A 24,528-nucleotide genomic window follows, 5' to 3' on the forward strand; every position below is an offset into this window, starting at 1 on the left:
GCGCGCGGGAGCGCGGCGTCGTCGATGCCCGCCCCTAGTATCTCCGTTCCTGGGCATGATCCGAACAGGAGGGGTGAACTGACCTGTGGAAATCTCTGCCGCCGGGCGACTCGAGGTCCGTATCACCACTGCTGACGTGGGCAAACGGGTCTCCGTGCGGAGCTTGATCGAACATCATGCTCCGGGTGAGAAGTTCACCGACACGGTCGGTGTTCTCACATCATGGGACAACGGTGTGCTGCTGATCACACGCAAGAGTGGCGAGAGCGTCCGTATCGCGGAATCGACGCTGGTCGCGGGCAAGACCGTGCCGGCCGCACCGGCGCGTCGCCGCGGTCCCGCCGCCTCCTACGAGGAGCTGGCGCGAGTCGCCGCGCGGGCCTGGCGGCCCGTGGAGAGCGAGCGGCTCGGCGGGTGGGAGCTGCGGGCCGCGTCCGGGTTCACGCGGCGGGCCAACTCGGTGCTGCCGCTGGACGCGCCGGACGCGCCGCTCGACGAGGCCCTGGACGCCGTGCGGCGGTGGTACGGCGAGCGCGGACTGCCCGCCTACGTCCAGACCGCGACGGGTGCCGAGGGCACGCAGGAGCTGCTCTGCGCCGAGCTGGAGCAGCGGGGCTGGGTGCGGGAGGTGACCGCCGAGCTGTGGGTCGGGCCGCTGGCGCCGATCGCCGACCGGGGTGATCCGGCGGGGGTCGTGCTGTCCCGGCAGGCCGATGAGGGATGGCTGGCCCGGTACCAGCGCAAGGGCGTGAGCGAGGTGGCGATCCGCGTTCTGGAGAGCGGGCCCTCCGTGTGGTTCGCGACCGTGCCCGGGGAGAGCGCGCAGGCGCCTCCCGCCGCCATCGGGCGGTGTGTCGTCGACGGGCGGTGGGCCGGCTTCGCCGCCGTCGAGGTCGACCCGGCGCTGCGGCGCCGAGGGCTCGCCACGGCCGTGATGGCCGCGCTGGCCCGGCAGGCGCTCGACGAGGGCGCGTCGGCCGCGTGGCTCCAGGTCGAGGCCGAGAACGCGGCAGCGCGGGCGCTGTACGCCGGGATGGGCTTCGCCGCGCACCACGCCTACCACCACTACCGGGCGCCGGAGGGCGCCGCAGCGGCCGGTAACCGATCGTCGTGAGAGGGCACGAGCCAGTCATGCGTCCCCCGTTTCCCCCGCCCCCCGAGCGCTCCGCCGAGCTGCGGCGGCGGTTCGCCGAAGAGGCCCGGTCCGAGCGGCCCGATCTGTCGACGCTGTGCCTGCTGGTGGGCGCGGAGGCGGACGGGGAGCTGGACGAGGCCGGCCTGGACGCCGCGCAGGTCGAGCTGGACCGGCTGGCCGGGCTGCTGCCGTACCGGCCCGGCGGGCCGCGGGCGTGGGCGGTCGCCCTAGGGGAGCTGCTCGGTGAGCGCATGGGGTTCCACGGCAGCCCCGCCGACTACCAGCGGCTGGAGTCCTCGCTGCTGCACGAGGTGCTGGTGCGGCGCAGGGGGCTGCCGATCCTGTTGTCCGTGGTGTGGCTGGAGGTGGCCCGGCGGGCCGGAGCCCCGGTGTACGGGGTGGCCCTGCCGGGGCACTTCGTGGTCGGGTTCGGGCCCGACGAGGGGCAGGTGCTCGCGGACCCGTTCGACGGCGGGCGGGTGCTGACGGGGGCGGACGCGGAGTTGCTGGTGGCCGGGGCGACGGGGTCGGGGATCGATCCGTCGATGCTGCGGCCGGCGGATCCGCTGGATGTGGTGCTGCGGATCCTGAACAACGTGCGGGCGTGGGCGGCGGCGCGTCCGGAGCGGTCGGACGTGGCGTTGTGGGCGGTCGAGTTGTCGTTGCTGCTGCCGTCGCATCCGGCCCGGTTGCGGTACGAGCGGGCGCAGTTGCTGGTGCAGCGGGGGGAGTTCGTGGCCGGGGCCGAGGAGTTGGAGGCCTACGCGGAGGTGGTGAAGGCCGTGGACGAGGCCGCGGCCGAGCGGGTGCGGGGGGAGGCTTTCGCGGCCAGGGCGATGCTCAACTGACGCCTTCTCGCCATGCGGGGCTCGTGTGGCCTCGCGTGTGCGGGTGCGTGGGACTGCCTCGCGCAGTCCCACGCGCCCCTGAAAGCTTCACAACCAGCCCTTTTCCCGTGCCACCCGGACCGCCTCTGCTCGGTTTCTCACCGCCAGCTTCTGGATGGCTGTGCTGAGGTAGTTGCGGACGGTGCCCTGGGAGAGGTGCAGGGCCGTGGCCAGTTCGGCGTTGGTGGAGCCGTCGGCGGCGGCCCGCAGGACCTCTCGCTCCCGGTCCGTCAGCGGGTTGGCACCTTCCGCCAGGGCCGCTGCCGCCAGGGTCGGGTCGATGACGCGTTCGCCGGTGAGGACCGTGCGGATCGCCTCGGCGAGCTGTGCGGCCGGGGCGTCCTTGACCAGGAAGGCGTCGGCGCCGGACTCCATGGCGCTGCGCAGGTAGCCGGGGCGGCCGAAGGTGGTGAGGATGACCAGCTTCACCGCCGGGAGCTCCGCGTGCAGGCGGGCCGCGGCCTCTATGCCCGTGGCGCCGGGCATCTCGATGTCCAGAAGGGCCACGTCCACGGCGTGTGCGCGGGCCGCCTGAAGGACCTCGTCGCCGCGGGCCACCTGGGCGACGACCTCGATGTCCTCCTCCAGGCCGAGCAGGGCGGCCAGGGCCTCGCGGACCATCGACTGGTCCTCGGCGAGCAGGACCTTGATCGTGCGGCTCATGCCGGGGATCCTACGTCCGCCGGTCCGGCCGTCGGCACGCGGGCGACCAGGCGGAAGCCGGACTTGAGCGGGCCCGCCTCCAGGGTGCCGCCGGCCTTGGTGAGGCGTTCGGTGAGGCCCGCGAGACCGTTGCCCTGGCCGGTGCCCGCGCCGCCCGAGCCGTTGTCCTCGACGGTGAGTTCCAGCACCGGGCCGTCCAGGGTCTGGCGGCGCAGCAGCTCGACCGTGCAGCGGCGGGCGCCGCTGTGCCGTACGACGTTGGTGACCGCCTCGCGCAGCGCCCAGGCGAGGGCCGACTCGCTCTCCTCGGGCACGCCGTCGAGGTCGGGTTCGCCGGGGAGCGCTGCGCTGACGCCGGCCGCGGTCAGGGCGACCCGGGCACCGGCGAGTTCGGCGTGCAGGCGGGGGCGGCGGTAGCCGGTGACGGCCTCGCGTACGTCGACGAGGGCCTGGCGGCTGACCTGTTCGATGTCGGCGACCTGCTGGGCCGCCTCGTCGGGCCGGCCGGGCAGCATCCGCCCGGCCAGCTCGCTCTTGAGGGTGATCAGGGACAGGGAGTGGCCGAGCAGGTCGTGCAGGTCCCTGGCCAGCCGCAGGCGCTCCTCGTTGGCGGCCAGCTGGGCGACGGTGGCGCGGGCCTCGCGCAGGGCGATGGTCGTGCGGACGAGTTCGCGTACGCCCGTCATCGCGAAGCCGCCGAGCAGGGCCGGGATGAGCAGTCCGGCCAGGTAGGAGTGCCCGTCCGGCACGGCGGACGCCACGGCGGTCAGCAGCGCGCAGGCGCCCGGGATCGTCCAGCGGGCCATGCGCAGCGGCAGGGCCGCGCCGGACGCGATCGAGACGTACACGAACAGCACCAGCCACTCGCGGCCCAGGGTGAGGGCGAGGAGCGCGGACTGGGCCGCGAGGACGCCGAGCGAACCGAGCACCAGGCCGTTGCGCTCGCCGCGGCCGGTGCGGAAGACCAGCACCATGTACCAGGCCACGAACGCGGCCAGGCCGAGCCAGCCGAGGATCCGCACGCCCGTGCTGTGCCCGCCGTGCAGCAGGTCGGAGACGGGTGCGCCGAGGTAGACCAGCCAGATGCCGGTCCACAGCGACTTCACGACCCGCTGCCTGCGGTTGACCGGGCGCTGCCCGATGCCGAACCCGACGCCGCTCACGCCTTCAGGGTGTCCTTCCGGTACAGCCAGGCCGCGCCGCCCGCGAACAGGACGAACGACACCACGAGGACGGCGAGGTCCTGGACGTGCGGGGCCCGGCTCTGCTCGATGGCCTGTCCCAGGGCAGCGTACGCGTGCGTGGGCAGCCACTTCGCGATGTCCTGGAGCCAGTCCGGGAAGGTCGTCGTGGGCATCCACAGACCGCCGAGCATGGACAGGCCGAAGTAGGTGATCATCGTGATCGGGCGGACCGCGTCACCGGTGGCCAGGTAGCCGATGGCGACGCCGAGCGCGGCGAAGACGAGGCTGCCTGCCCAGATCGCGCCGGTGAGCGCGAGCCACTGCCAGGCGTCCAGGCGGACGTCCTTCACGGCCGCCGCGACGGCGAAGACGATGACGATGGACGGCAGGCTGACGACGGCGGCGCTCGCGGTCTTGGCGAGGACGTACCCGCGGCCCGGGAGCGTGGTCAGGCGCAGTTGCCGCACCCAGCCGCCCTCGCGCTCCTTGGCGATGCGCTCGCTGTTGCCCATGAGGACGGCCGTGAGGGCGCCGAAGGACGCCATGGAGACCATCATGTAGGTCGGCAGGGTCAGGCCGCTGCCGGGGACCTTCGTGGTGCTGTCGGCGTTGCCCGCGGTGATCAGGAACAGCACCGACGGGTAGATCACGGAGAAGAACAGGAACTTGCGGTTGCGCAGGGCGCGGGCGAGTTCCAGTTTGATCAGGCTGTTCACTTCGACTTCGCCTCCTCGGCGGTGGTGATGGCGACGAAGGCCTGCTCCAGGCCGAGCCCGGCCACTTCGAGGTTGCGGGGGTAGACGCCGAGGCCGTACAGGGCGTGGACGGTGGCGTCGGCGTCGGCGGACTGGATGCGCACGGTCCGGCCGGAGATGTCGATCCCGGTCAGGAACGGCAGGGCGCGCAGGGCGGGTTCGTCGAGGGCGCCCTCCACGTCGAAGGAGACCCGGCGGGCGCCCGCCCTGGCCTTGATCTCGGCGGCCGTGCCGTCGGCGAGGAGCCGGCCGCGGTGCAGCACGAGGACCCGGTCGGCGACGGCGTCCGCCTCTTCGAGGTAGTGGGTGGCGAAGAGGACGGTCCGGCCCTGCTCGGCCTGCTCGCGCATGGTGGCCCAGAAGGCCTGGCGGGTGGTGACGTCCATCCCGGTGGTGGGCTCGTCCAGCACGATGAGGTCGCTGTCGCCGGCGGTGGCGAGGGCGAAGCGGACGCGCTGGGCCTGGCCGCCGGAGAGCTTGTTGACCTTGCGGTCGGCGATCTGCGCGATGCCCGCCCGGGAGAGCACCTCGGAGGGCCGGTACGGCTTCGGGTGCAGGTCGCAGGCGAGCCGGACGAGTTCGGCGACCGTGACCTCGTCCATGAGGCCGCCGCTCTGCAGCATGGCGCCCACGCGCCCGGCGACGATGGCGTCCCGGGGACTGGTGCCGAAGAGCCGGACCGTACCGCTGTCGGGCTTCTTGAGACCGAGGAGCAGGTCGAGGGTGGTGGACTTGCCGGCCCCGTTGGGACCGAGCAGTGCCACGGTCTGCCCGGGGCTGAGGTCGAGGGTCAGTCCGTCCACGGCCCGGACGGCGTCGTACGCCTTGCTCACCTGGTCGAACGCGACCACCGAGGCTGTCGTTGTCATACGGACATCGTGGCTTCGGGGGTGCCGGCGGGGGCAGTGTCGGGCGTCCGGAGTGCCGCATGACGGTTGTCATGTGTGCGGGGTGACGTCGAGAGCCCCCGCCCTCATCGGGCGGAGGCTCTCGTGCGGCGGGTGGCCGGAGGTCAGTTCGGCTTGGTGTCGATGACTCCGACGCGTTCCGCGGGCGTCTTGCCGCGCAGGGCCTTGCGCAGCGCCGTGACGACGTCCTGCGGGAGGACGTCCCGCTTGCCGCCGGCACCCTCGATCTGCACGCCCTCGAAGGTCTTGCCGTACGCCTCCTGGAGCGCCTTGAGGTTGTAGGTGTCCACGAGTTTGCCGTCGACGGCCTTGAAGCTGAGGATCTTCGGCAGGGACAGCGCGCCGAACGGAATGCTGTGCGCCGCGTCGGTCTGCACGATGGCCTTGGCCGACATCGCGGGCTGCGCGAAGTCCTTCAGGACCCGGTCGACCTCGGCGTTCGAGACCGTCGGCTGGCGGGTGGTGGTCGGGAGGTTCACCGTGCCGGCCGTGCCGGTCTCCACCTGGGTGCGGTAGGCCTCCTCCACCGCCGCCGTCGACTTGGTGAGGTCGACGCCCTTGCCGGTCTTGCCGTACACGGGGACGGCCTTGCCGCCCTTGAACTCGATCGTGCCGTCGGTCGTCGCACCGGAGCCGCCCGCGGCGGCCTCCAGGGAGGCGTGCAGCTTCTCCTCGTCGACGGGCATGACCGGGGTGACGACACGGTGGTTGCCGAACAGGGAGCCGATCACGGAGACCGGGTTGTAGTCGCTCTTGGCCGCCGCGTCGGCCGTGGCGTCCATGTCGAACTGCAGGCCCGCGTTGTCCGGGTCGAGGGCGACGGTCTTGCCGCCCAGCGACAGCTTCAGCTCCTTGCCGGCGTTCTTGTCGAAGGCTTCGTCGAGCTTCCTGACCGCGCCGTCGCGGGTGGTGCCGCCGATGTCGACGCCGAGCACGGTGGTGCCCTTGGGCACGTCGGTGCGGTTCATCAGCAGCCCGGCGCCGTAGACGCCACCGGCGAGGACGACCACGCCGACGGCCAGCAGCACGAGCTTGTTGCGGCCCTTCTTCTTCGGCGCCTTGGAGGAACTCGCGGGGGGCGGCGACACCGGCTCGGGCAGCTTCGGCGCCGCGTGGGGCACCGGGCCGTCACCGGGTGCGCCCGGGCCGAAGGGCGAGGCAGCGCCGGACGGTACGACGGGGATGCCGCTGGTGACCGTGTGCCCGGAGACGTTGTCGTGCCGGGGGCCGTAGCCCTGGCCGTCCGGCGGTTCGGGGGCCGGCTTCTGCGGGGTCAGGATGGCGGTGTCGTCGCTCATGCCGCCGCCGGGGCCGGGGCCTGCGGCGCCCGGAGCGGGGGTACCGCCCTGGGCACCCGGGCCGCCGGGGCCGCCGCCTATGGCTCCGGGGCCTCCCGGCCGACCGGGGGCGTTGAAGGCGCCGGGGGCGCCGGGACGACCGGGGTCGTTGAAGGCGCCGGGGGCGCCGGGACGACCGGGGTCGTTGAAGGCCTCGGGGGCGCCGGGCCTGCCCGGGTCGCCGAAGCCGTCAGGGCCGCTACGGCCACCGGGGCCGCCGGGTGCGTTGAAGGCACCGGGGCCGGCCGGGCCGCCCGGCTCGTTGTCGAAGCCGCCGGGGCCGCCGGGGCCGCCCGGGCCTCCCGGCGCGTTGAAGCCGCCCGGCCTCCCGGGACCGCCCTGCTCGTCGAAGCCCGCGCCGGCCGGCGGCACCATCGGGCCGTCACCGGTGACCGGTCCGCCCGTCGGGCCGGCCGGGCCCCGGGAGCCGGGGCCCGGCGTGCCGAAGCCGTCCGCGGCGCTCGGGCCACCGGGCTGACCGCCGTAACCGGCCTGCCCGCTTTGCCCGTTCTGCCCGTCGCGGCCGCTGTCCGAGAAGTACGGCAGGTCGTCGCGGCGCGGTTCGCCGCCGCCGGGGGCGGGACGCGAGCCGTTGCCCAGCGGGCCCGCCGCCAGGGCCTCGGTGACGTCGAAGGAGCCGGTGCCGCCGCCGTGCCCGGGCGCGACGGGGCCGCCGGTCGCACCGCCCGGGAGCCCGGCACCGTTCGTACCGCCGGACCGGGAGCCGCCCGGCGCGCCCATGGAGCCGACCACGCCTCCGGGCCGCCCGGCACCCGGCCGCGCACCGCCGGACGCGCCGGCTGCGGGTCCGCCCGCGCCGGAGCCGCCTGATGCCGGACGCGAACCGCCCGGCAGCCCGGCCCCGTTGGTGGAGCCGCTGCCCGGACCGCCCTTGCCTCCGCCCGACTTGCGGGGGGCGAACCAGTCGCTGGCCGGCTTGTCGTCGCCCTGCTGTGCGGGCTCGGCGGGGGGCTCGACCGTGCCCGGGCCCGCGCCCGTGGACGGGGCGGCGCCCGGCGCCGTCGACGCCTCACCGTGCGTGTCGGTGCCGGCCGGGCCCTCCGCCTCCGCGACGGGCTTGCGCACCACCACGGGCGGAATGGGCCGCGACCCGGGGATGTTGATCCGGATCCGGGTCGTCAGCGTGGTCTCGGTCTTGCGTTCCTCCGGCCGCGTGGCGGAACGGCCCGCGTCCGTACCCGCGTCGGAGACCGTCGGGGTCCCGTACGGCGGCGTACCCGACGGGTAGGCGGCTCCACCGCGCCCGTTGGGCCCGGAGGACGGAGTGTCAGTTTCACGACTCAAGGCAGGTTCTCCCGGTTGGCTCCGCCGCCCGACACAACCTCACGCGGGCAGCTCGGCGGCGCGCACCACCATACTGGCCACTTCTCGCCCGTATCCCGTGACCGCCGGGAAACCCACACCGGATCCCCCAGGCCACGTCCCGGCGAAGTGGTACGTCACTTGGCAAGTCGGACGGGACCGCCGTCCGGTTGCCGCCCCGGGGCGAGGGTGGCGCAGATCACAGCCACGGCGATGCCCCCGAGCAGGAAGAGATAGGAGCCGCTCCCCGCGGCGAAGAGGAAGTCGCCCTCGGGGCGGCTGGCGGTGAGCAGGACGACCGCGAGCATCCAGCCGGCGGCGGCCGAGACGCCCCCGGCCCGGCCGCGCAGGACGCGTGTGGCACCGAGGACGGCTCCGGCCTCACCGGCCAGGGCGAGCAGCAGCCCGCCCGGGAACCACCCGGGCTGCACCAGGGCCCCGGCCACGCCGACCAGGGCGCCGAGCACGAAGAATCCCAGGCAGGCGCCGACGCGTCCGGCGGTGGGCGGGCGCATCGGCTGGGCGAGCATCGACGTCCGGTCGCTCATGAGGCCTCCCCGACACCGGCGAAGAGGTCCGTCTCCGGTTCCCCGGAGCCCCGCTCGCCCCGCACCAGTTCGTAGTACTCGGTGGTGAGGATCGGCTGGGCGAGTTCGTTGGACAGCACGAAGTACGGCTCGGCCACGGTGATCTGGGTGGCGTGGGCGCGCATCGCGGCGGCCTTGGCGGCGGCGTGGGCGGTGCCGTCGACCACGGTGGTGATCCGCTCCTCGGGCACGACACCCGGGACGTCGTCGACCTCGGCCGCCTTGGTGAAGGGCGTGCCGGGCAGGTCCTCCCGGAGCCGCGCGAAGGACGCCTCCACAACGGGCCGGGGGACCCGGTTCCAGTAGACCTTGGGGACGGGCACACCGGCGTCGGCGGACAGTTCCGCGGCGCGCATGGCGACCCGGTGGGCCTGGATGTGGTCGGGGTGGCCGTAGCCGCCGTGGTCGTCGTAGGTGACGAGGACCTGGGGGCGAACCTCGCGGATCACCTCGACGAGGTGTGCGGCGGCCTCGTCGACGTCGGCCTGCCAGAAGCAGCCGGGGTCGTCGTTGTCGGGCAGGCCCATCATCCCGGAGTCGCTGTAGCGCCCGGCGCCGCCGAGCAGGCGGACGTCCCGGACGCCGAGCTCGGCCATGGCGGCGGTGAGCTCACGGCGGCGGTGCTGACCCAGGGCGGCGCCCGTCAGGTGCGCGAGCCCGGGCGGGATGACCTCGCCGCGCTCGCCGAGGGTGCAGGTGACCAGGGTGACGTGGGCACCCTCGGCCGCGTACCTGGCCATGGTCGCGCCGTTGTTGATCGACTCGTCGTCCGGGTGCGCGTGCACCAGCAGCAGACGCCGGTCGGGCAGTTCCGTCATGGGACCAGCCTACGAGGTCCCACGCCGGTCAGAACTTGATGCTGCCGATCATGCCCGCGATGTTCGTCGTCAGCTCGTTGATCGTGGGAGCGACGGTCGACGAGGCGAGGTAGAAGCCGAGCAGCATGCAGACGATCGCATGCCCCGCCTTCAGTCCCGACTTCTTGACGAGCAGGAAGACGATGATCGCCAGCAGCACCACCGCCGAAATCGAGAGTGCCACGGCGGCTCACCTCCAAAGATCCACAAGGGCGCGGGGGGTCGGACTATGGGGGCATCAAATCCGTACAGCAGCCAGCGGGTTCATACCCACTATGCGACATTGATCATAACTATCCCTCTGCGCGCATCGATCGGCGCACGGCCGCACAAGGGGGCGCATGGCCAATATGGTCAGGGCATGACGACCGAGCCTCACTCCTTCCCCCGGCGGCACGCCCGTACCCAGCGCTTCACCCTCGGCGCGCCGCGTTCGTTCACCGTGGCGCCCGACGGTTCGCGTGTCGTGTTCCTGCGCTCAGGTTCCGGTACGGACCGGGCGAATTCGCTCTGGGTCCTCGACACGGAGGAGGGCGGGGAGCGCGTCGCCGCCGACCCGCGCGCCCTGCTGGGCGGCGCCTCGGAGGACCTCTCGCCCGAGGAGCGGGCCCGGCGCGAGCGCAGCCGCGAGGGCGGGGCCGGCATCGTCGGGTACGCCACCGACACAGCGGTCGAACTGGCCTCTTTCGCCTTGTCAGGGCGGCTTTTCGCGGCCGAGTTGCGGGCCGGGACGGCGCGTGAACTGCCCGCGCCGGGGCCGGTGATCGACCCGCGCCCGTCGCCCGACGGGCGGCACGTCGCGTACGTCGCGCAGGGGGCTCTGCGGGTGGTGGGCGCCGAGGGGGAGGGCGACCGGGCGCTCGCCGAGCCGGAGTCGGAGAATGTCTCATACGGACTGGCCGAGTTCATCGCGGCCGAGGAGATGGGGCGCTCCCGGGGCTTCTGGTGGGCTCCGGAGTCGGACCGGCTGCTCGCGGCGCGGGTGGACGACACGCCGGTGCGGCGGTGGTGGATCGCCGACCCCGCGCATCCGGAACGGGAGCCGCAGCGTGTGCCGTACCCGGCGGCGGGCACGGGCAACGCGGAGGTGCGGCTGTTCGTGATCGGCCTGGACGGGCCGCGCACGGAGGTCGCCTGGGACCGGAAGCGCTACCCGTACCTGGCGCATGTCCACTGGTCAGCGGCGGGCGCGCCGCTGCTGCTCGTACAGGCGCGCGACCAGCGCAGTCAGCTGATCCTGGCCGTGGACCCGGACACCGGTGCGACGCGGATGGTGCACGCCGACGAAGATCGAACATGGCTTGATCTTTTCCCCGGGGTGCCGTGCTGGAGCCCGTCCGGTCAGCTGGTGCGGATCGCGGACGAGGGCGGTGCGCGGGTCCTGGCGGTCGGGGAACGGCCGCTCACGGGAGCGCAGTTGCATGTCCGGGCCGTGCTGGACGTCTCCGAGCACGACGTGCTGGTCTCGGCGTCCGCGGGCGCGGAGGCGGCCGGGGAGGCGGAGACGGGCCAGGTGCATGTGCACCGGGTGAACGAGCTGGGTGTGGAGCGGGTGTCGCAGGAGCCGGGCGTGCACGCGGCGGTGCGGGCCGGGGCGGTGACGGTTCTGGTCTCGGCGACGCTGAATCGGCCAGGTTCTCTGGTGCAGGTCCTGCGCGACGGAAAACCGACCAGGACTGTCCCGTCGTACGCCGAAGATCCCGGTATGTCCCCCCGCGTGACGCTTACCGAGGGGGGCGCACGTCGTGTCCCGTGCGCCGTGCTTATGCCTCGGGACTACGACGGTGACACCCCGCTGCCGGTGCTCATGGACCCGTACGGCGGCCCGCACGGCCAGCGAGTGGTCGCGGCCCACAACGCGCACCTCACCTCGCAGTGGTTCGCGGACCAGGGCTTCGCGGTCGTGGTCGCGGACGGCCGCGGCACCCCGGGCCGCTCCCCCGCCTGGGAGAAGGCGATCCACCACGACTTCACGCTGTCGCTGGACGATCAGGTGGAGGCGCTGGAGGACCTCGCGAAGCGCCACCCCCTGGACCTGTCCCGGGTGGCGATCCGCGGCTGGTCCTTCGGCGGCTGGCTGGCGGGCCTGGCGGTGCTGCGCCGCCCTGACGTCTTCCACGCGGGCATCGCGGGCGCGCCGGTGACCGACTGGAGCCTGTACGACACCCACTACACGGAGCGCTACCTGGGCACCCCGGCGGAGCACCCGGAGTCGTACGCGAAGAGCTCTCTGGTCACTCCCGACGGACTGTCCTCCCCCGCCGAGCCGCACCGCCCGCTGATGATCGTGCACGGCCTCGCCGACGACAACGTCGTGGTCGCCCACGCCCTGCGCCTGTCCTCGGCCCTGCTGGCCGCCGGCCGCCCGCACGAGGTGCTGCCGCTGTCCGGCGTCACCCACATCACCCCGCAGGAACAGGTCGCCGAGAACCTGCTCCTCCTCCAGGTCGACTTCCTGAAGCGCTCCCTGGGCATCACGACCGCCTGAACACGGCGACGGGCCGGAACGCCTCACAGCGCCCCGGCCCGCTTACGGCACCCGCACGGCCGTACGCCGATCAGCCTGACGCGTCCGTATATCGGAACCGGGTCGGCGAAGTTGCCTGCGTGTTAACGCAGTTGGCGGGGGTTTGCGGGGGTGTGTGCCTCGGACGCCACGAGTTCCACCTCGAAACCGTCGGTGTTCGAGAGATAGGCCGCGTAGTGGTCGGGGCCGCCGGCGTGCGGGTAGCGGTCCGCGAAGAGCGGCCTCCAGCCGTGCGCGGGAGCCTCGGCGGCCAGAGCGTCGACCCGCACCGGTGGCCCCGCGTGGAACGCGAGGTGGTTGAGCCCCGGCCGCATGCGGTCGTGCCCGGCCGCGCTCATCGCCGGCGACTGCTCGACGACCAGGTACGTCGGGCCGAGCCGCCAGCTGCGGCCGTGTTCCCACTCCTGGTACGGGTGGCAGCCGAGGCGGCCGAGGAGCCAGCCCCATGCGCGGATCGCGCGCGGCAGGTCGGGAACCCACAGTTCGATGTGATGCAGCATTCAGGATCCTCGAACGCCGGTTCCCGGCACCCCGTTGAAGGGATGCCGGGAACCGGTGCGGACGTCGCAACGGCGGGTCAGGCCGCGTGGACCACGTCCTTCTCCTCTGCGAAGTGGCAGGCCGACTCGTGGGCCGCCGGGGTGTCCGAGCCCTGGAAGCGCTCGGGGATGGCCAGGAGGGGGACCTCCTGGGCGCACTTGTCCTGGGCCTTCCAGCAGCGGGTGCGGAAGCGGCAGCCCGAGGGCGGGTTGGCCGGGGACGGGACGTCGCCGGTGAGGATGATCCGCTCGCGGCCCTCGCGGGCCGCCGGGTCGGGGACCGGGACGGCCGACAGCAGCGCCTGGGTGTAGGGGTGCGTCGGGTGGTCGTAGATCTCCGTGTCCGAGCCGATCTCGGCCATCTTGCCGAGGTACATCACACCCACGCGGTCCGAGATGTGCCGGACGATCGACAGGTCGTGCGCGATGAAGAGATACGAGAGGTTGAACTCGTTCTGCAGCTTCTCCATCAGGTTGATGACCTGTGCCTGGACGGACACGTCCAGTGCGGAGACCGGCTCGTCGCAGATGATGATCTCGGGGTTGAGGGCCAGGCCGCGGGCGATGCCGATGCGCTGGCGCTGACCGCCCGAGAACTGGTGCGGGTAGCGGTTGATGTACTCGGGGTTGAGGCCCACGACGTCCAGGAGCTCCTGGACCTTGCGGCGGCGGTCACCCTTCGGCGCCACCTCGGAGTGGATCTCGAAGGTCTCCCCGATGATGTCGCCCACCGTCATACGGGGGTTGAGCGAGGTGTACGGGTCCTGGAACACCATCTGGATGTTCCGGCGGACCGCCTTCAGCGCACGCCCGGACAGCTTGGTGATGTCCTGGCCCTTGTAGAAGATCTCGCCCGCGGTCGCCTTCTCCAGCATCATCAGCAGCTTGGCGACCGTGGACTTGCCACAGCCGGACTCGCCCACGATGCCGAGCGTCTCGCCCTGGTAGAGGTCGAAGGAGACCCCGTCCACGGCCTTGACCGCGCCGATCTGACGCTTGAACAGGATGCCCTGGGTCAGCGGGAAGTGCTTGACCAGGTTGCGCACCTGCAGGATCGGCTCACCGCGCTCGACCGGCGCCTCGATGGCGGCCACGGCCTCCGCATCGGTGGCGGCCTCGATCGTCTCGACCTCGGTGACGTTGGGGGTGGCGTCCATGGACTCGTCCGTCTTGTCCAGCTCAGCCATGGATCGTCTCCTTCCAGAAGTGGCACGCGCTGCCGCGGCCGGGCAGCTCGCCGCCGTCGCGCTCGGTGACCGGGTGCAGCAGCGGGACGTCCGTGCGGCAGATGTCCTGTGCCTGCGGGCACCGCGGGTTGAAGGCGCAACCGGACGGGATACGCGTCAGGTTGGGCGGCAGGCCCTTGATCGCGTACAGGTCCTGGCCCTTCTGGTCCAGGCGCGGGATCGACTCGAGCAGACCCTTGGTGTAGGGGTGCGCAGGCCGCTTGTACAGCTCGTGCACGGGCGCGGTCTCCACGATCCGGCCCGCGTACATCACGGCGATCTTGTCCGCGACGTCGGCGACCACGCCGAGGTCGTGGGTGATCAGGATCAGGCCCATGTTGTACTCGCGCTGGAGCTCCGCGAGCAGGTCCATCACCTGGGCCTGGACCGTCACGTCGAGGGCCGTCGTCGGCTCGTCGGCGATGATCAGGTCCGGCTCCAGGGCGAGCGCCATCGCGATCATGATGCGCTGGCGCATACCGCCGGAGAACTGGTGCGGGTAGTCGCCGACGCGCTCCTTGGCGGCCGGGATCTTCACGCGGTCCATCAGCTCGATGGCCTTGGCCTTGGCGTCCTTCTTGCTCAGGCCCTGGTGGACGCGGAACATCTCGCCGAGCTGGTAGCCGACGGACAGCACCGGGTTCAGCGCGGACAGCGCGTCCTGGAAGATCATGGCGATCTTCCTGCCGCGGACCTTGCGCCGGGCGTCGTTGGACATGGTGAGCATGTCCTCGCCGCGGTACAGGATCTGCCCCTTGGGGATCCGCCCGGGCGGCATGTCGAGGATGCCCATGATGGCCTGGGCGGTCACCGACTTGCCGGAGCCGGACTCGCCGAGCACGGCGAGGGTCTCGCCGGAGCTCACGGTGTAGTTGACGCCGTTGACGGCCTTGGCCACACCGTCACGGGTGTGGAACTCGACGTGCAGGTCGCGCACTTCGAGCAGGGGAACGTCACCCTCGGCCGCGCCGCGCGGCTCGGGGACGTTCCGGGTCTTGTCGATGGTGGTCACGTACGCCCTCCTCAGCGCAGCTTCGGGTCAAGGGCGTCGCGCACCGCGTCGCCGAGCATGATGAACGCGAAGACCGTGAGGCTGAGCATGCCCGCCGGGAACAGCAGCGTGTGCGGGTTGTCCCGGATCACCTTGCTGCCCTCGGAGATGTCGATGCCCCACGAGATCGTCGGGTCGCTGAGGCCGAGGCCGAGGAACGACAGCGTCGCCTCAGCCGAGATGTAACCGCCGAGGGCGATCGTGGCCACGACGATGGTCGGCGCGACGGCGTTCGGCATCACGTGGCGGAACAGGATCCGCGTGGTGCCGGCGCCGAGCGCCCGGGCCGCCGTCACGTAGTCCGCCTGCTTGGCCGTGATCACCGAGCTGCGCATGACGCGGGCGATCGAGGTCCAGCCGAGGAAGGCCAGGGCCAGGATGACCACGTAGACCTTGCGCTCGGTGAAGGCGTTCAGGACGACCATGGTGCCGAGCAGGAACGGCAGGCCGAAGAAGATGTCGACGATCCGGGAGATCACCGAGTCGATCCAGCCGCCGAAGTAGCCGGCCAGCATGCCGAGCAGTCCGCCGAGCAGCGTGACGGCCGCGGTGACGCAGACGCCGACGAGGATCGAGGCACGGGTGCCGTGGATGACACGCGAGTAGATCGAGCGGCCCTGCTGGTCGTAGCCGAACCAGTCGGGCTGGAAGAAGTGCCCCAGCTCCGGCTTGCCCAGGTAGTGGTGGACCAGATCGCCGTCACGCGGGTCGACGCTGGTGAACATGCCGGGGAACGCGGCGATCACCAGCAGCAGGACCAGCAGCACCGAGGAGATCCAGAACATGGGCCGGTGCCGCAGGTCGTACCAGGCGTCGCCCCACAGGGAGCGGGGTTTCTCGCTCTTCTGCGTGCTCTCCTTGCCGGGTGCGTCGACGGCCGGCGGGGCGATGGCGTCCACGGCCGCGGCGTCGGTGGTCTGGGCCTTGGTCACGTCAGGCATACCGGATCCTCGGGTCCAGGACCGCGTACAGCAGGTCGATGAGCAGGTTGATCAGGAGGATGACGAGGACGAGGACCGTCACCACACCCGTGACCGTCGAGCCCTCGCTCGTCTGGATCGCCCTGTAGAGGAGGTTGCCGACACCCTGGATGTTGAAGATGCCCTCGGTGATGACCGCGCCGCCGATGAAGCCGCCGACGTCGGTGCCGACGAAGGTGACGACGGGGATCAGCGAGTTGCGCAGCAGGTGGACACCGATGATGCGGCGCCGGGGCAGGCCCTTGGCGAGCGCGGTGCGGATGTAGTCGGCCCGCAGGTTCTCGGCGAAGGTCGTCCGGGTCAGCCGGGCCACATAGGCCATCGACAGCATGGCCAGGACGAACGCCGGCAGGAACAACTGCGAGTAGCTCGTGGAGTCCTGGACGTTGGGCGGCAGCCAGCCGAGTTCGTCGGCGAAGATGAACCGGGCGATGAAGCCCAGCACGAACACCGGGATGGAGATCACCGTCAGGGTGAAGACCAGCACGCCGGTGTCGGCGGCCTTACCGGCCCGCAGACCGGCCCACGCGCCCAGGCCGACACCGATGATGATCTCGATGGTGATGGCGAGCAGCGTCAGCCGCAGGGTCACCGGGAAGGCCTCGGCCATCAGGTCGGCGACCGGACGTCCGGCGAGGTTGCTGCCGAAGTCTCCCTTGAGGAGATTCAGCATGTAGTGGAAGTACTGCTCGAGGACGGGCTTGTCGAAGCCGTACTCGCGCTTGATCTGCGCGATCTGTGCGGGATCGGGAGCCTTGTCCCCGTAGATGGCCCGGACCGGGTCGCCCGGCAGAATGTGGACCATCAGGAAGATCAACAGAGTTGTCCCGATGAAGATCGGGATCATCTGGAGCAGTCGCCTGGCGGCGTAGCGCCCCATCTTGCGCCTCCATGCCGTGAGGGGTCGGCGAGGCCTGCGCACTCATCTACCGCAGGTGAGGGGGGTGAGGTGGAGGCCTGTGCCTACGGACCGGCGCCGCCGCTCCCCTTGTGCGGGAGGGGCGGCACCGGTCTGCGGTCGTCTGGTTACTTCTGCTTGACCTGGATGGTGTCGAAGATCGGGTCACCGTCCTGGCCGTACTCGATCTTGCCCAGGATGTTCTTGGACTGACCGCTGTTGACCTTGTAGAACCAGAGCGGAATCGCCGGCATGTCCTTGGCGAGGAGCTGCTCCGCGTTCTGGTACAGCTTCACGGTCTCGTCGATCGAGCTGGCCTTGTCCGCCTCGGAGCTCAGCTTGTCGAACTCCTTGTTGGAGTAACCGCTGGTGTTGCCGGCCGCCGTGGAGCCGTACAGGTCGCGCATGAAGTTCGAGTTGACCGGGTAGTCGAGCACCCAGCCACCGCGGTACATGGACTTGACCTGGTCCTTGTCACGGGCGTCGAGGTCGGCCTGGAAGGTCGGCTTCGGGTCGCCGGTGCACTCGACGCCGGTGGACTTGCGGATCGAGTTGCAGACCGCGTCGACCCAGGGCTTGTGGTCCTGGTCGGCGTTGTACTGGATCTGGATCTTGTTGCCCGGGACGCCGCCGTTGTCCTTGATGAGCTTCTTGGCCTGGGCCGGGTCGAACTTGACGATGTCGCCGAGCGCGCCCTTCTTGTAGCCGAGGACGCCCGGGGCGACGTAGGAGTCGGCCGGGGTACGCGTGCCCTGGAGGACGGTCTTGGTGATCGTCTGGCGGTCGATCGCCATGGACAGACCCTGGATGACCTTGGGGTCGATGTCCTTGAACTGCTTGGTGTAGAACGCCGGGACGATCGACTGGACGGCCGAGTACGGCTCGTCGATGGCGCGGTCGCCGAGGTCGGTCTTGTAGTTCGTCAGCGCGGTGGTCGGGACCTGCTCGATCCAGTCCACGTTGTCCGAGCGCAGGTCCGAGTACGCGGCGTCGGCGGTCGTGTAGTTCTTGAAGTCGATGCCGCCGTTCTTGGCGACGTTCGGGCCCTTGTAGCCCGCGAACTTGCGGACCTTGATGAGCTTGTTGTGCTCCCAGGACACGAACTTGTACGGGCCGTTGCCGACCGGCTTCTCGCCGAAGCCCTTCGGGTCCTTGAAGAAGGCCTCGGGCAGCGGAGCCCACACGTCGTAGCCCAGCTTGTACGCGAAGTACGAGACCGGCTGCGTCAGCTTGATCGTGAAGGTGTTGTCGTCGACGACCTTCAGACCCGACATCTTGTCGCTCTTCGGGTCACCCTTCTCCGGGTGCACGTCCTCGAAGCCGACGATGTCCGCGAACCAGCTGGAGTTGGTCTGGTTGTTCTTGATGTTGGCGGACCAGTTCCAGGAGTCCACGTAGGACTTCGCGGTGACCGGGGTGCCGTCGTGGAACTTCCAGCCCGCCTTGAGCTTGACGGTCCACTCCGACGAGTCCTTGTTCGGCGTGACCGACTCGGCGTTGACGTACTCGAGCTTGCCGGTGCCGGGCTCGTAGTCGACCAGACCCGCGAAGATCGTGCGCAGGACACGGCTGCCCTGGCTCTCCTTGGCGTTGGCCGGCTGGAGCGGGTTCTGCGGTTCGCTCAGCTGCGCAGTGACGATGCCGTTCGGGTCGGCCTTCCCCTTGTTCATGTCGTCGCCGGCACTGTCGTCGCCGCCGCCGCAGGCGGTGGCGGCCAGGGCGACGACTATCGCCCCCGCGACCCACTTGGCGCTCTTGGCACCGCGCATGGGTTCCTCCTATGAAGTCATTGGTTCACCGCGAAGGGAGCACACGACACATCACGGCCCCCGCCCGTCGCCGGTGCCGGAATTCGTCGAGTGCCCCCGCGCTCGTGAGTCGCGCCGCTGCCGGCTACTGACCCGTACATCCGAGCTCTACGCGCCTAACTATCTGCCAAACGCCAGGACCGAACCACACTCTCGAGGTCTCGGTTCGATCACAGCTCTCGCCTACATCTTCCAAAATCCGGACAAAGGGTTTGGTGAAAGATCCCTGCGAAACGGACTTGTTACACATCTATCGGTGTCGACTGTCCGCATTCCGGACGCGAGAGTGAGATAAACCGCTTGCGACGTACCGTGGGTCCCGTGCAGGGTGCCACCGGAGTCTGTCGCGCGCTCAAGAAGCTTGCGCGGCAAGGCCGTTACGCGTTCCCCGGGGTCGGGGAGGCGTGGCGCTTCCGGAGCAGGGTAGTGGGAGAAAACCGCCCCTGACGGCTGACACCGGCAAATCGAGGGTTTTCCCTACCCTTCCCCTTCGCGTTCCCCCTCCTTTACACAACGGCACCGGGCACCCCGCTCATGCGGGGTGCCCGGTGCCGTGGTGAAGGGCGTCAGCCGTGCTTGGCGCGGCTCGCGGCGCGGGCGCGCTCGCGGGCGTCCAGGTTCACCTTGCGGATGCGCACGGCCTCCGGGGTGACCTCGACGCACTCGTCGTCGCGGCAGAACTCCAGGGACTGCTCCAGTGACAGCTTGCGCGGCGGGACGATCGCCTCGAACGAGTCGGCCGAGGACGACCGCATGTTCGTGAGCTTCTTCTCCTTGGTGATGTTCACGTCCATGTCGTCGGCGCGCGAGTTCTCACCGACGATCATGCCCTCGTACACCTCGGTGCCCGGGTCCACGAACAGCACACCGCGCTCCTGAAGGTTCGTCATCGCGAAGGCGGTGACGGCACCGGAGCGGTCGGCGACCAGCGAACCGTTGTTACGGGTCTGCAGGGTGCCGAACCAGGGCTCGAAGCCCTCGTGGATGGAGTGGCCGATGCCGGTTCCGCGGGTCTGGGTCAGGAACTCGGTCCGGAATCCGATGAGACCGCGGGACGGCACCACGAACTCCATGCGGACCCAGCCGGAACCGTGGTTCGACATGTTGTCCATACGGCCCTTGCGCACGCCCATGAGCTGCGTGACCGCACCCATGTGCTCCTCGGGTACGTCGATCGTCATGCGCTCGACCGGCTCGTACGTCTTGCCGTCGACGTCCTTGGTGACGACCTGCGGCTTGCCGATGGTCAGCTCGAAGCCCTCACGGCGCATCTGCTCGACCAGGATGGCCAGCGCCAGCTCACCACGGCCCTGCACCTCCCAGGCGTCCGGCCGCTCGGTGTCCAGCACCCGGAGGCTGACGTTACCGATCAGCTCGCGGTCGAGGCGGTCCTTGACCTGACGGGCGGTGACCTTGCGGTCCTTGACGGCCGCCTTGTTGTCGGCGCCCTTGCCGGTGGCGCCTCGGCCGACCAGCGGGGAGGTGTTGGTACCGATGACCATGGAGATCGCGGGCTCGTCGACCGTGATCAGCGGCAGCGCGACCGGGTTCTCCGGGTCGGCCAGCGTCTCGCCGATCATGATGTCCGGGATACCGGCGACCGCGCAGATGTCACCGGGGCCGGCCATCTCCGCCGGCTTGCGGGTGAGCGCCTCGGTCATCATCAGCTCGGAGATGCGGACGTTGCTGACGGACCCGTCGCGCTTCATCCACGCGACCGTCTGGCCCTTGCGGAGCTCGCCCTGCTCGACGCGGAGCAGCGCGATACGGCCGAGGAAGTTGTCGGCGTCCAGGTTGGTGACGTGGGCCTGGAGCGGGGCGGCCTCGTCGTAGGTCGGGGCCGGGATGTGCTCCAGGATCGTGGAGAAGAACGGCTCCAGGCTGGTGGAGTCGGCGGGGACCGTGCCGTTCTCCGGCTTGGTCAGCGAGGCGATGCCGTCGCGGCCGCAGGCGTAGACGATCGGGAACTCGATCTGCTCCTCGTCGGCGTCCAGGTCGAGGAAGAGGTCGTACGTCTCGTTGACGACCTCGTCGATCCGGGAGTCCGGGCGGTCCGTCTTGTTGATGCAGAGGATGACGGGCAGCCGCTGCTGGAGCGCCTTGCGCAGCACGAAACGGGTCTGCGGGAGGGGGCCCTCGGAGGCGTCCACGAGCAGGACGACACCGTCGACCATCGACAGACCGCGCTCGACCTCGCCGCCGAAGTCGGCGTGACCGGGGGTGTCGATGATGTTGATGGTGATGACGTCCCCCCCGTCCTTCGGGTGGTACTTCACCGCCGTGTTCTTGGCCAGGATCGTGATGCCCTTCTCACGCTCCAGGTCGTTCGAGTCCATCATGCGGTCGTCGACGCCTTCGAGCTGGTGCGCGGCGAAGGCGCCGGCCTGCTTCAGCATGCCGTCGACGATGGTGGTCTTGCCGTGGTCGACGTGGGCGACGATAGCGACGTTGCGGATGTCGTGGCGCGTGGCCATATTGCGGCGTACTCCCGGAGTATGAGGAATGCCCTGCGCGGACGTCTGCGGTGCGCGGGCCCTGCCGGGCTCAACATGCCACGGCCGCCTCCCATGGTACGGGGCTGCGGCCGCAGGGGTTAGTCGGGATACGTCGGTGCAGGTCAGGGCAGTTTCGAGGGGCTCGGCGTCGGTGCCGGGGCCCGCTCGGGGGCTGCCGCCCCCAGGCCCCCGCTCTCGGCCTGACGGCCTCGTCCTCAAGCGCCGGACGGGCTGGACGCAGCCGCCCTTTCACAGGAGCGCCGGGCGACCTCCCGGGCCACGGGTGAGTCCGGGCGCACCTCGCAGTCGGTCAGGCCGGCGAAGTCGACCGTCCAGTTCCGGGCGTGACCGGAGACGGTCCTGCCGTCCGGGCAGCGGTAGCGGAAGTCCGCCGCCACCTCCATCACACCGGCGTACTGGATGTACTCGCCCGCGGCGTTGGGCTTGATGCGGTCGGTGTCGAGCTCCGGGGCCGGTTGCCGGACGTCCGTGAACGGCCAGGTCTCGCCCGCCTCCGCCAGGGTGCGCGCGTCGGAGTCGATCTCGCCGGCCTTCTTGCCGAGCGAGAAGAGGATCTCCGCGGGGGACGGGGCGGGCCCGTCGGCGCGCACCGAGGGGCTGGGGGTGTACACCCGCCGCATCGGGTTCCGCAGGGGGCCGCCGCCCTTGCCGAGCCGCTCCAGGTCGGAGACGCCGGTGAGCCGTTCCCGCTCGGTGAGGTGGGACCAGGTGAAGGTGCCGTTCGCGCAGGCCGTCGCCACAGGCTTGTCGGTCTTGCGGCCCTGGTCGGCCTTGGACTCGCCCTCACCCCCCGTACACGCCCCCAGCCCCGTCACCACTATCCCGACGACCAGCCCGGCCATGCAGGCCCGTCCCACCACGTCGCGCATCCCCGGCTCCCGTCCCCCGCGTACGGACGCCCGGCGTCCGTCCCATGATCGTTGCTGGCCTCATGGTGCGGACGCCGGGCGGGGAGCGGCAAGGCGTTTGAGCGTTCTCAGAGCTACCGGGCGGGCGAGCCCTTGGCCGACGGGCCCGACGCGGGCTTCGCGCCCTTCTTCAGGAAGCCCATGTCCTCGTAGACCGGTGTGCCGAAGCCGAAGGCGCCGGTGTTGACCAGGTTCTTGCGGGCCGCGAGGAGCTGGGGGCGCTGGAAGAGGGGGATCGAGCCGGCAGCGGCCCAGATGCGGGAGTCGGCCTTGCGGATCAGGGAGCGGGACTCGCCCTCGTCAAGGGTGGCCACCGCCTCGTCGAAGAGCTGGTCGACCTGGTCGGTGCCGACGCGGGTGTAGTTCTGCTCGACGTTCAGCGAGCCGTCGGCGGCCGGGACGGGCTTGGCGTAGACGGGGCGGGCGTCGGTGGCGGGGAACGCCGTGGCGGGCCAGGAGTACAGGGCGAGGTCGTACTGGCCGGAGGCGATGTGGTCCTTGAAGTAGGACTCGTCGGAGACCTTGGAGATCTCGGTGCCGATGCCGACGCGCTCCAGCATCCGGGAGATACGGTCCGCGACCGTGCGCAGCGTCTGGGAGCCGGGGCCGGAGGGGAGCACGAAGCGGAGCGTGAGGGGCTTGCCGTTCTTGGCGAGCGGGGCGGCCTCCTGGTTGGCCGGGGCCGCGCTGCCCCGGGGGGCGTACGCGCCGGGCGCGCCGCCCTGGTGCGGGGCCTTGTACTGCTTGCCGTCCTGGGCGAGGTGCCCCGCGGGGTCGTGCGCCTTGTTGTCCTCGTCGCCGGTGTCGTCGGACTTCTCGCCCTCGGGGCCGGCGGCCTTCTCCTTCTTCTTCTCCTCCTTGACCGGGCCGCCGCGCACCCACCCGGCGTCCGCGAGCAGCGCCTGGGCCTCCTTGGTGTCCTGGCCGCCGAGGGCGCCGCTGTTGTCGGCGTAGTGGGCCTGGCCGGACAGGGCGAGGTGGCTGCCGACCGGCACGGACGGCAGACCGAGCGGCTTGAGGACGACCTGGGCCAGTTCCTTGCGGTCCAGGGCGCGGGCGACGGCCCTGCGGACGCGCTCGTCGGTGAGCGGGCCCTCGGCGCCGTTCAGGGCGAGCTGGGTGTAGGCCGGCTCCAGGGACTTGCGGACCTCGAAGCCGCCGAGGGCCTGCTGCTGCCGGGCGTACCTGACGGCGGTCTTGCGCAGCTTCTTGCGGGCGACGGTCTCCTCTTCGGCGGCGTCCTCGTCGGAGCCGTTGGCGACGGCCCAGGACTCCAGGGCGTCCGCGGCGGACCGGTCGGCGCCCGGGCCCATCAGCGGGCTGCCGGAGGCGTGGGGGCGGGCGGCGACGGTGATGCGGCGTGCCGCGGCGGGGTCGATCTCGGCCAGGTCGAGGGTGCCGGCGGCCAGCTCGGAAGCCCGCTTGTCGCGCGGGACGGTGCGCAGCACGATCTCGGAGAGCTTTGCGGGCTCGCCCCACCAGCGCGGGTTGCGGGCGAGGGTGATCTCCCCGTCCTCGCGGTCGGTCTTCTTCACCGTGAAGGGCCCGGCGGTGACTTTGAGCTTCTTGCGGGCCCCGTCGTTGAAGGAGTCCGGGGTGCCCATGACGTCCTTCGGGTACAGCGGCGAGAAGAGCGAGCGCCAGTCCGCGTAGGGGCGGCTGAAGGTGACCCGGACCTCCAGGGCGTTGTCGCCGCGCTCGATCTTCTGGATGCGGTCGTAGCCGGCGTTGCGGGCGGTCCAGTACGCGGTGTCCTTGCCGGACAGGGCGCGCCACTGGGCGGCGAAGTCGGCGGCGCCGATCTCCCGGCCGTCGCTCCAGACGGCCTGCTGGTTGAGCTTGTACAGGACGACCTGCTTGGGCTCGGTGTCGACGACCTTGGCGGACTCCAGGTAGTCGGCGTTGCGCTCCGGGCGGCCGGAGGCGTCCATGCGGAACATCGACGGCAGCACGGCCTGGACGACGCGGGTGGTGGTGGCGTCGGCGTCCGACTGGAACGTGTTCAGCGTGTCGGGTACGGAGTCGACGGCCCAGCGCAGGGTGCCTCCGTCGGTGATCCGGTCGCGGGGCGCGGGCTGGATGTCCTGCCCGGCGAGCGGCTTGCCGGACGGGTCCTCGGAACCGCATCCGGCGAGCGCGGGCACCGCGAGCACTCCCGCGGTGAGGAAGGCGACCGAGCGCGTGACCGCACGCGGGCCGACGCCGTGCTGGGACATCTGTGCTACCTCCGGGAAGCCGCGGGCGTTATGATCACTTTTGGCGGTATTTGGATTTCATCTGATGTATGCGGCCACTGAAGAGGAAAGGGTTCGGCAACACAGGGCGACACGGCGGTCACGGGCGGGAAGCCACCCGTGCGGCCCAATGCACCGCACGGTGCACCCATACGCCTCGGCCAATCGATGCACATCCCTTCACAGCACAAGGTGTGACGCGCAA

General features: G+C 71.0%; 20 protein-coding genes. 3 read left to right on the forward strand and 17 right to left on the reverse strand.

The annotated features are described in order from the left end of the window. Positions 1–85 precede the first annotated feature (85 nt). Together IE153_RS25075 and IE153_RS25080 are read left to right on the forward strand one after the other, a co-directional pair. Positions 86–1,114, forward strand: a complete 1,029-nt coding sequence (locus tag IE153_RS25075; RefSeq protein ID WP_189592079.1) for a GNAT family N-acetyltransferase — start codon at positions 86–88, stop codon at positions 1,112–1,114. A gap of 17 nt (positions 1,115–1,131) precedes the next feature. Further along, complete coding sequence (locus IE153_RS25080; RefSeq protein ID WP_189592080.1) at positions 1,132–1,983, forward strand: transglutaminase family protein; 852 nt, start codon at positions 1,132–1,134, stop codon at positions 1,981–1,983. Positions 1,984–2,070: 87 nt separating this feature from the next. Here IE153_RS25080 and IE153_RS25085 read toward each other — a convergent pair whose 3' ends face one another. From IE153_RS25085 to IE153_RS25120, 8 genes are all read right to left on the reverse strand, one after another. Next, complete coding sequence (locus IE153_RS25085) at positions 2,071–2,685, reverse strand: response regulator transcription factor (RefSeq protein ID WP_189592081.1); 615 nt, start codon at positions 2,683–2,685, stop codon at positions 2,071–2,073. Beyond that, entirely contained in the window at positions 2,682–3,848 is a 1,167-nt protein-coding gene (locus tag IE153_RS25090; RefSeq protein ID WP_189592082.1) for a sensor histidine kinase, read from the reverse strand. The genes IE153_RS25085 and IE153_RS25090 overlap by 4 nt, the downstream gene beginning before the upstream one ends. Beyond that, the gene (locus IE153_RS25095) at positions 3,845–4,585 is read right to left on the reverse strand and encodes an ABC transporter permease (RefSeq protein ID WP_189592083.1); all 741 of its coding nucleotides are present in this window, start codon (positions 4,583–4,585) and stop codon (positions 3,845–3,847) included. Before IE153_RS25095 ends, IE153_RS25090 begins: the two co-directional genes overlap by 4 nt. After that, a complete protein-coding gene (locus IE153_RS25100) occupies positions 4,582–5,493 on the reverse strand; it encodes an ABC transporter ATP-binding protein (protein ID WP_189592084.1) in 912 nt (303 codons plus the stop codon). The genes IE153_RS25095 and IE153_RS25100 overlap by 4 nt, the downstream gene beginning before the upstream one ends. A gap of 143 nt (positions 5,494–5,636) precedes the next feature. Beyond that, positions 5,637–8,174 carry a hypothetical protein gene (locus tag IE153_RS25105; RefSeq protein ID WP_189592085.1) on the reverse strand — a complete coding sequence of 846 codons (2,538 nt, stop codon included), beginning with the start codon at positions 8,172–8,174 and terminating at the stop codon, positions 5,637–5,639. Positions 8,175–8,329: 155 nt separating this feature from the next. Beyond that, positions 8,330–8,740, reverse strand: coding sequence for a DUF6113 family protein (locus IE153_RS25110; RefSeq protein WP_189592086.1), 411 nt, complete (start codon positions 8,738–8,740; stop codon positions 8,330–8,332). Further along, a complete protein-coding gene (gene mshB / locus IE153_RS25115) occupies positions 8,737–9,597 on the reverse strand; it encodes an N-acetyl-1-D-myo-inositol-2-amino-2-deoxy-alpha-D-glucopyranoside deacetylase (protein WP_189592087.1) in 861 nt (286 codons plus the stop codon). The genes IE153_RS25110 and mshB overlap by 4 nt, the downstream gene beginning before the upstream one ends. A gap of 28 nt (positions 9,598–9,625) precedes the next feature. Continuing rightward, complete coding sequence (locus IE153_RS25120; protein WP_031103282.1) at positions 9,626–9,820, reverse strand: hypothetical protein; 195 nt, start codon at positions 9,818–9,820, stop codon at positions 9,626–9,628. A gap of 177 nt (positions 9,821–9,997) precedes the next feature. On the opposite strand from IE153_RS25120, the gene IE153_RS25125 reads away from it, so the two are divergent. After that, positions 9,998–12,124 carry a S9 family peptidase gene (locus IE153_RS25125; protein ID WP_189592088.1) on the forward strand — a complete coding sequence of 709 codons (2,127 nt, stop codon included), beginning with the start codon at positions 9,998–10,000 and terminating at the stop codon, positions 12,122–12,124. A gap of 122 nt (positions 12,125–12,246) precedes the next feature. On the opposite strand, the gene IE153_RS25130 is transcribed toward IE153_RS25125, so the two are convergent. From IE153_RS25130 to IE153_RS25170, 9 genes are all read right to left on the reverse strand, one after another. Further along, positions 12,247–12,663 carry a VOC family protein gene (locus IE153_RS25130; RefSeq protein ID WP_189592089.1) on the reverse strand — a complete coding sequence of 139 codons (417 nt, stop codon included), beginning with the start codon at positions 12,661–12,663 and terminating at the stop codon, positions 12,247–12,249. A 77-nt stretch (positions 12,664–12,740) separates the two neighbouring features. Next, positions 12,741–13,889 carry an ABC transporter ATP-binding protein gene (locus tag IE153_RS25135; protein WP_189592090.1) on the reverse strand — a complete coding sequence of 383 codons (1,149 nt, stop codon included), beginning with the start codon at positions 13,887–13,889 and terminating at the stop codon, positions 12,741–12,743. Beyond that, complete coding sequence (locus tag IE153_RS25140; RefSeq protein WP_031103285.1) at positions 13,882–14,940, reverse strand: ABC transporter ATP-binding protein; 1,059 nt, start codon at positions 14,938–14,940, stop codon at positions 13,882–13,884. The genes IE153_RS25135 and IE153_RS25140 overlap by 8 nt, the downstream gene beginning before the upstream one ends. An 11-nt stretch (positions 14,941–14,951) precedes the next feature. Then, positions 14,952–15,920: an ABC transporter permease gene (locus IE153_RS25145; protein WP_189592091.1), complete on the reverse strand. Its 969-nt coding sequence runs from the start codon at positions 15,918–15,920 to the stop codon at positions 14,952–14,954. Further along, a complete protein-coding gene (locus tag IE153_RS25150; protein ID WP_142159922.1) occupies positions 15,913–16,839 on the reverse strand; it encodes an ABC transporter permease in 927 nt (308 codons plus the stop codon). The genes IE153_RS25145 and IE153_RS25150 overlap by 8 nt, the downstream gene beginning before the upstream one ends. A gap of 146 nt (positions 16,840–16,985) precedes the next feature. Beyond that, on the reverse strand, positions 16,986–18,626 hold the full coding sequence (locus IE153_RS25155; RefSeq protein ID WP_189592092.1) for a peptide ABC transporter substrate-binding protein: 1,641 nt from the start codon (positions 18,624–18,626) through the stop codon (positions 16,986–16,988). A 605-nt stretch (positions 18,627–19,231) separates the two neighbouring features. Then, positions 19,232–21,139 (reverse strand): translational GTPase TypA, encoded by a 1,908-nt coding sequence (gene typA / locus IE153_RS25160; protein WP_189592093.1) that lies wholly within the window; start codon positions 21,137–21,139, stop codon positions 19,232–19,234. A 236-nt stretch (positions 21,140–21,375) separates the two neighbouring features. Continuing rightward, on the reverse strand, positions 21,376–22,050 hold the full coding sequence (locus IE153_RS25165; protein WP_189592094.1) for a hypothetical protein: 675 nt from the start codon (positions 22,048–22,050) through the stop codon (positions 21,376–21,378). Positions 22,051–22,163: 113 nt separating this feature from the next. Beyond that, positions 22,164–24,305, reverse strand: a complete 2,142-nt coding sequence (locus IE153_RS25170) for an ABC transporter family substrate-binding protein (protein WP_189592095.1) — start codon at positions 24,303–24,305, stop codon at positions 22,164–22,166. Between the last annotated feature and the right edge of the window lie 223 nt (positions 24,306–24,528).

Origin of the sequence: Streptomyces massasporeus (genome assembly GCF_014648995.1) — a bacterium.
Classification (GTDB): domain Bacteria; phylum Actinomycetota; class Actinomycetes; order Streptomycetales; family Streptomycetaceae; genus Streptomyces; species Streptomyces massasporeus.